Source organism: Massilia niabensis (assembly GCF_042655085.1).
In the GTDB taxonomy this organism is placed as follows: Bacteria; Pseudomonadota; Gammaproteobacteria; order Burkholderiales; family Burkholderiaceae_D; genus Telluria; species Telluria niabensis.
The window spans coordinates 142,663-149,801 of sequence record NZ_JBHSMU010000011.1; the positions used below are offsets into that span (position 1 = coordinate 142,663).

6 protein-coding genes are annotated in these 7,139 nt (G+C 61.1%); 4 read left to right on the top strand and 2 right to left on the bottom strand.

Features of this window, described 5'->3' with window-relative positions; all coding sequences use genetic code 11:
- Positions 1-3: 3 nt before the first annotated feature.
- Both ACFPN5_RS11895 and ACFPN5_RS11900 read right to left on the bottom strand, forming a co-directional pair.
- Positions 4-1,272: an efflux RND transporter periplasmic adaptor subunit gene (locus ACFPN5_RS11895; RefSeq protein ID WP_379783441.1), complete on the bottom strand. Its 1,269-nt coding sequence runs from the start codon at positions 1,270-1,272 to the stop codon at positions 4-6.
- A 179-nt stretch (positions 1,273-1,451) separates the two neighbouring features.
- A complete protein-coding gene (locus tag ACFPN5_RS11900; RefSeq protein ID WP_379783443.1) occupies positions 1,452-3,263 on the bottom strand; it encodes a phosphoethanolamine transferase in 1,812 nt (603 codons plus the stop codon).
- Positions 3,264-3,629: 366 nt separating this feature from the next.
- On the opposite strand from ACFPN5_RS11900, the gene rpsL reads away from it, so the two are divergent.
- The 4 genes from rpsL to ACFPN5_RS11920 form a co-directional block, all read left to right on the top strand.
- Positions 3,630-4,013 carry a 30S ribosomal protein S12 gene (rpsL, locus tag ACFPN5_RS11905; RefSeq protein ID WP_091877422.1) on the top strand — a complete coding sequence of 128 codons (384 nt, stop codon included), beginning with the start codon at positions 3,630-3,632 and terminating at the stop codon, positions 4,011-4,013.
- A 144-nt stretch (positions 4,014-4,157) separates the two neighbouring features.
- Complete coding sequence (rpsG, locus tag ACFPN5_RS11910; protein ID WP_056336784.1) at positions 4,158-4,628, top strand: 30S ribosomal protein S7; 471 nt, start codon at positions 4,158-4,160, stop codon at positions 4,626-4,628.
- A gap of 89 nt (positions 4,629-4,717) precedes the next feature.
- A complete protein-coding gene (gene fusA / locus ACFPN5_RS11915; RefSeq protein ID WP_379783445.1) occupies positions 4,718-6,823 on the top strand; it encodes an elongation factor G in 2,106 nt (701 codons plus the stop codon).
- Positions 6,824-6,909: 86 nt separating this feature from the next.
- Positions 6,910-7,139, top strand: a 230-nt coding sequence (locus tag ACFPN5_RS11920; RefSeq protein WP_379783095.1) for a GTP-binding protein, incomplete at its 3' end; no start/stop codon positions are given.

Below are 7,139 nucleotides of genomic sequence, written 5' to 3' on the forward strand. Positions count from 1 at the left end.
TGATTAACGGTTAATGGAGACGCGCTCTGCGTTCTCGAAGGTGTCGGTACCGGCGACGACGACCTTGTCGCCCGGTTTCAGGCCGGAGACGATTTCGACGGAGGACAGGCTGGTGGCGCCGAGTTGTATTGGCGTGCGAACGGCAATGCCGTCCTGTACTCGATACGCGAAGCGGCCGCCTTCGCTCTCGACGAACGGACCGCGCGCCACCATCACGACGTTCGGCTTTTCCTCGATCAGGAGGCGCGCCATGACGCGCTGGCTCTGGCGCAGGCCCTTGGGTTGGGCACCATCGAAGCGCACCCGGGCCAGCACCTGGTTCTTCACCACTTCCGGCGAGAGGGCGACGAGCTTGCCGGTGGCCGTGCCCGAGGGCAGGGCGATCTCGGCGGTCATGCCGATCCCCATGTCGGACACATAGGTTTCCGGGACCTCGAGTTCGACTTCCAGGCGCGACAGGTCGACTAATGTCATCAGCGGCGCGTTCGCTGCGACCACCATCCGGTTCTGAACGTTCAGCGTGCCAATGAAACCGTCGACCGGCGCGCGCACGGTCAGCTCGTCCACGCGGCGCTGGGCGTTGGCCATCGACAGGCGCGCGCGTTCCAGCTCATTGGTCTTGGTGCGGATAGCCAGGGCCACGTCGTCGCCCTCGAGGTTCGCCGCCTGCGACGCGTGCCTGGCGCGGATGCCGGCCGAGTTCAGCGCATCCTTGGCCTTCTGATAGTCGATCTTGGCAATCACGCCGACCTGGGCCACGCTCTCGTAGCGCTCGAGCGTGCGCTGGGCCGACAGGCGGTCGATCTCGGCGACGTCGGCTTCGCGCTGGGCCAGCAGTTTTTGTTTGCGCGACAGGATCTGCTGGCGCGCGACTTCGGCTTTCAACTGTTCATAGGTCGACTGTTCGCGCTTGAGGGCGTCGGACAGGTCCGGGGACTCGAGCACGGCGAGGACGTCGCCCCGTTTGACGGTGTCGCCGGCGGCCACTTTCAGGTTGACAGTGGCCGGCGCGGTGGAGAACAGGGTCGGGCTGACGGCGGCGACCACGCGGCCGTTGACTGAGGCGTCGCGCACCAGCGTGCCGCGGCCGACTTCGGCAATGCGCAGGCGGCTGGCGCTGACAGAGTGTTCGCTGTCGCCCCAGCTTGACAACAGCACGGCGGCCAGGGCGGTCAAGGCCACGGCGCCGCCGATCCACAGGGCGCGGCGTTTCAGTTTCTGTCCCGGCGCTGCGGCAACGACGGTGTCTTGATGGGATGTATCGCGGATCATGGTGTTTTTTCAGTAACGACGTGAATGCGGTCGTTACTGCACGATCCGTGCCAGCGGGTAAGTGGTTGATTTTGTTGGGCGATTGATGAGCGGACGGGTGTCCGCTGTGTCCGTACGGGGTGGGGCGTACGTACGCGGACACGAGCGTGTCCGGTGGGCGGGCTGTTGCCTGTGCTGAACTATTTGCGTGGCAGCGGCTTCCCATTCGCAATCACCTCCCGGCAATCCCCCTTCATGCGCGCGTCGTCATAATCGGTCCAGCCATAACTGTCGACATAACGCTTGTGCGGCGCAAGCTCTGGGCTGGCAATGCTGCGGTTTAAACTTTCGCCCGGATAGCGGATGTCGCCCAGGTCGACCAGCGTATGGAACACGTTTTCGGTACTCAGGCGCGCCGCCCGGTGCCGGCGCAGTTGCGCCACCTTGTCCGGGAAGCGCGCCCCATAGGCGTCCGAATACCAGGCAAAGGCGGGTACGTGGAATTCGTGCTGGTTGTTGTGGCCGTGGAAGACCTGGCGGCAGGCGCCGTCGTACAGGGTCTGGCCATGGTCGGCCACGTACATCAGCGCCGCCGCGTTTTGGCCCGCCTTCAGCTGTTTCACCAATTGGGCCAGGAACCAGTCCGTGTACAGGATCGAATTGTCGTAGCTGTTGTTCAGTTGCGGTTCGATCGCACCGTCGGTCAGCACCGGTTTCGGTATCCCCTGCAGCGACGGCTTCCACTGGTCGAAACGGGCCGGGTAGCGCTGCGCGTAGTTCCAGTGGCTGCCGAGCGTATGCAGCACGATCAGTTTTTTCGGGGCCGGGTCGAGCAGCGCCCGTCCGAAGGGTTTCAATAGCACTTCGTCGTAATTCGAATGGTTGGTAAAGCCGCCCAGGTTCAGGAATTCGACCGTGTCCGCTTCCTTGGCGAACACGGACACGGGCGTGTCGAATTTGCCGAACGAGATCTGGTTCGACAGCCAGAAGGTTTTGTAGCCCGCTTCACGGAAGGCGCTGAGGAAGGATTTTTCCGTGAACCCGTCCTTTAAACTTTGCATCGCGGGTTTGCGTGAAATGATCACCGGCACCGACAGGCGCGTGGCCGACACCGAGGTGATCAGGTCCTGCAGCGCCACCAGGTTCGGCTCCTGCTCCAGCAGGGGATTGGTCGGGCGCGCATAGCCGTTGATGCTCCAGCGGTCGAAGCGGGCCGATTCCCCGAGCACCATCACGATCACGTCCGGCGCCCTGGCGGGGTCAAGCTGGCGTGCGCCGAAGCGGAAGGCCGCGCTGCGCTCGTGCAAGGCGGCGAGGTAGACGCGCTCCTTGTAGAAGTCGAGCCCGCGCGCCGCCACGCCGAACGGCCAGGAACCGGCAAAGGCCTTGATGTCGAATGGCGGCTGCGCCCACTGCGGCAGCGGCGGCAGTGGAGTGGCGCCCGGTGTTTTGCCGGCCTCGAAGCGCATCGCGTCTGCTTTTGGTGCAGCGGAAGCCGCTTTGCCTGGAGCCACGGCGACCCCGGCCTCCATTCCGTAGGCGAACAGAGCGGCGGCGGCCGCCAGCAAGCCCAGTACCAGGAAGCGCGAGCGGTCGTTCCAGTCGAGATCCGTCGTGCTGAGCGCCGCCCGGTAGCTGCCGGCCCACCAGGCGACGACGCCAGCCAGGACCGCCAGCATCAGCCAGACCCGGGCACCCAGGTATTCCATTGCCTCGAGCGGACTGGTTTCGGCCATGATGCCAAGGTGATGAGTGGAAATGCCCTGTCCGTAGTAGGTATACAAATACAGTTCCGCCGGCAGCGCCACGAAGGCGGGCAGCAGCAGCCAGTGGAAATACGCCGGCCGCTTGAAGATGGCCCAGGCGCCGATCCACGCGAACACGGCCATGCCAACCAGCTGGGCTGGCCGCGCGACTGGCAGTCCCAAGATCATCGGCAACAGGGGCACCGTCGAGATCGCCAGGTAGGTGAGCACGAGCGTCAGGTTGGCGGGGCGCAGCAAGGTTCGCATGGAGAAAGGAGGGCGGGGCAAAGGCGGCTATTATCCGGCCTTTGTCGCCTGTAAAGCTATTCCGGCTATGCAAGTGCGCGGGCGGATGCCGCTGGCATGGGTGGCAACTGTGTCCCCGCTACCACAGCCGTTCGACGCTTTGCCGGGGCCGCTGCCCGGAAAATCAGCAAATCGGTTGACCGTATTTTGCAAGGAGTCTATACTCGCGAGTTCTCGATTTACTTTGCACATCGCTGACGCATTCGCAGCCGCTCCTTCGGTGAGTGGCTTTCGTCGCCGCAGCTAGCAGACTTTCGGGACTAGGTTTCAGTCCCCGGACGCCAATGTTCGGGTCATCAACTGTAGTACTTTGTTGGATTAGGAACGATGCCAACCATCAATCAACTGATTCGCAAGCCGCGCGTTGCCGCGGTTGTGAAGAGCAAGTCGCCGGCACTGGAAAACTGCCCGCAAAAGCGCGGTGTCTGCACCCGTGTGTACACCACGACCCCGAAGAAGCCGAACTCGGCTCTGCGTAAGGTCGCCAAAGTTCGCCTGACCAACGGTTTCGAAGTCATTTCGTACATCGGCGGTGAAGGCCACAACCTGCAAGAGCACAGCGTTGTCCTGCTGCGCGGCGGTCGTGTAAAAGACTTGCCGGGTGTGCGTTACCACATGGTTCGCGGTGCACTGGATACCCAGGGCGTCAAAGACCGTAAGCAAGCTCGCTCGAAGTACGGCGCCAAGCGTGCCAAGGCTGCGAAGAAGTAATAGCGGTCATCCTGCGGTCTCGGTCACATCGAGGTCACATTTAAAAGTTAAGTTGAGCCGGCCGGAAGGTCGAGTAAGTGAGTGGTCATGATGGCCCTCGCGAGTGCTTCTGAAGCACTCAACTGAAGATAGGAAGGAATTGAAATGCCACGTCGTCGTGAAGTACCCAAGCGCGAGATCCTGCCAGATCCAAAATTCGGCAACACCGATGTCGCCAAGTTCGTCAACGTTCTGATGCTGTCCGGCAAGAAGTCGGTCGCTGAAAACATCATCTACGGTGCGTTTGAACATATCCAGACCAAATCGGGCAAGGACCCGCTGGAAGTGTTCGCGGCCGCGATCAACAACTGCAAGCCGATGGTCGAGGTGAAATCCCGCCGTGTCGGCGGCGCCAACTACCAGGTGCCAGTGGAAGTTCGTCCGGTCCGTCGTATGGCGCTGTCCATGCGTTGGTTGCGCGAAGCCGCAAACAAGCGCAGCGAAAAATCCATGCCACAACGCCTCGGCGGTGAACTGATGGAAGCGGCTGAAATGCGCGGCGGCGCCATGAAGCGTCGTGACGAAGTGCACCGTATGGCCGAAGCGAACAAGGCGTTCTCGCACTTCCGCTTCTAAGCACAAAGTAGTAGCTGTTGTTCAGGCCGGGCACATTTTGATACCAAGATGCCGCCCGGTTTTGTCCATTCAAAGATTTAGGAAAAATTATGGCACGCAAGACCCCCATTGAGCGCTACCGCAATATCGGTATTTCCGCTCACATCGATGCTGGTAAAACCACCACCACCGAACGCGTCCTGTTCTACACCGGCGTGAACCACAAGATCGGCGAAGTGCACGATGGCGCCGCGACGATGGACTGGATGGAGCAGGAGCAGGAACGCGGCATTACCATTACCTCGGCAGCGACGACCTGCTTCTGGAAGGGTATGGCCAACAACTTCGAGCCGCACCACATCAACATCATCGATACCCCGGGCCACGTTGACTTCACCATTGAAGTCGAGCGCTCGATGCGCGTGCTGGACGGCGCGTGCATGGTTTACTGCGCAGTCGGCGGCGTGCAGCCACAGTCGGAAACCGTGTGGCGCCAGGCGAACAAGTACAAAGTGCCACGTCTGGCCTTTGTCAACAAGATGGACCGTACCGGTGCGAACTTCTTCAAGGTCTACGACCAGATGCGCGCGCGCCTGAAGGCCAACCCGATTCCGCTGCAGATCCCGATCGGCGCCGAAGAGAACTTCCTGGGCGTGGTCGACCTCGTCAAGATGAAGGCCATCTTCTGGGACGACGCGTCGCAGGGCATGAAGTTCGACTACCGCGACATCCCGGCCGAACTGGTCGATCAAGCCAACGAATGGCGTGAGAAGCTGGTCGAGACCGCTGCTGAAGCGACCGAAGAGCTGATGAACAAGTACCTGGAAGAAGGCGACCTCTCGGAAGAAGAGATCAAGGCCGCCCTGCGCCAGCGTACCATCGCGTCGGAAATCGTCCCAATGATGTGCGGCACCGCGTTCAAGAACAAGGGCGTGCAAGCCATGCTCGACGGCGTGATCGAATACCTGCCATCGCCAATCGACATTCCGCCAGTCGGCGGTACCGACGAGGACGACCAGCCGGTCACCCGCCGCGCAGCCGACGACGAGAAATTCGCCGCCCTGGCATTCAAGATCATGACCGACCCGTTCGTCGGCCAGCTGATCTTCTTCCGCGTCTATTCGGGCATGATCAAGTCGGGCGACACCGTCTTCAACCCGATCAAGGGCAAGAAGGAACGTCTGGGCCGTATTCTGCAGATGCACGCGAACCAGCGCGAAGAAATCAAGGAAGTCCACGCCGGCGACATCGCCGCAGCGGTCGGCCTGAAAGAAGCAACCACGGGCGAAACCCTGTGCGATCCTTCGTCGGTCATCACCCTGGAAAAGATGGTCTTCCCTGAGCCGGTCATTCAGCAGGCTGTCGAGCCGAAGACCAAGGCTGACCAGGAAAAGATGGGCCTGGCCCTGAACCGCCTGGCACAGGAAGATCCGTCGTTCCGCGTGCGTACCGATGAAGAATCGGGCCAGACCATCATTGGTGGTATGGGCGAGCTGCACCTGGAAATTATCGTCGACCGCATGAAGCGCGAATTCAGCGTCGAAGCGACCGTCGGCAAGCCACAGGTTGCCTACCGCGAGACCATCCGCAAGGCCGTCACCGACGTCGAAGGCAAGTTCGTCAAGCAGTCGGGTGGTCGTGGTCAGTACGGTCACGCCGTCCTGACGATCGAGCCGCAAGAGCCGGGCAAGGGCTTCGAGTTCGTTGACGCCATCAAGGGCGGTGTGATTCCTCGCGAATACATCCCTGCAGTCGAGAAGGGTGTGCGCGAAACGCTGACCTCCGGCGTGCTGGCTGGTTACCCGGTCGTCGACGTGAAAGTCACCGTCACCTTCGGTTCGTACCACGACGTCGACTCGAACGAGAACGCGTTCCGCATGGCCGGTTCGATGGCATTCAAGGACGGCTGCCGCAAAGCATCGCCAGTCATCCTCGAGCCGATGATGTCGGTCGAAGTGGAAACGCCGGAAGACTACGCCGGTAACGTGATGGGCGACCTGTCGTCCCGCCGCGGTATGGTGCAGGGCATGGACGAAATCCCAGGCGGCGGCGGCAAGATCATCAAAGCCGAAGTGCCACTGTCGGAAATGTTTGGTTACTCGACCTCGCTGCGTTCGGCGACCCAGGGCCGTGCAACCTACACGATGGAATTCAAGCACTACTCGGAAGCGCCTAAGCACGTGATCGACGCGATCGTCACCGCTAAGTCGAAGTAATAAAGTAATTACGCCCCGGCGGTGACGTCACTGCCGGGGCAAAAAAATAAAACACAAATAAATCGTTCTTTTAAAGGAAGATCAAAATGGCAAAAGGTAAATTCGAGCGGACCAAGCCGCACGTCAACGTCGGCACCATCGGACACGTTGACCACGGCAAGACCACGCTGACCGCAGCAATCGCTACCGTCCTGTCGAAGAAATTCGGCGGCGAAGCAAAAGCATACGACCAGATCGATGCAGCTCCGGAAGAGAAAGCACGCGGCATCACCATCAACACCGCGCACGTTGAGTACGAGACCGAAAACCGTCACTA

Excerpts from the sequence above, each read along its gene's own strand:
- fusA (WP_379783445.1), top strand. The coding sequence starts at position 4,718 with ATGGCACGCAAGACCCCCATTGAGCGCTACCGCAATATCGGTATTTCC.
- rpsL (WP_091877422.1), top strand. The coding sequence starts at position 3,630 with ATGCCAACCATCAATCAACTGATTCGCAAGCCGCGCGTTGCCGCGGTT.
- ACFPN5_RS11895 (WP_379783441.1), bottom strand. The coding sequence starts at position 1,272 with ATGATCCGCGATACATCCCATCAAGACACCGTCGTTGCCGCAGCGCCG.
- ACFPN5_RS11900 (WP_379783443.1), bottom strand. The coding sequence starts at position 3,263 with ATGCGAACCTTGCTGCGCCCCGCCAACCTGACGCTCGTGCTCACCTAC.
- rpsG (WP_056336784.1), top strand. The coding sequence starts at position 4,158 with ATGCCACGTCGTCGTGAAGTACCCAAGCGCGAGATCCTGCCAGATCCA.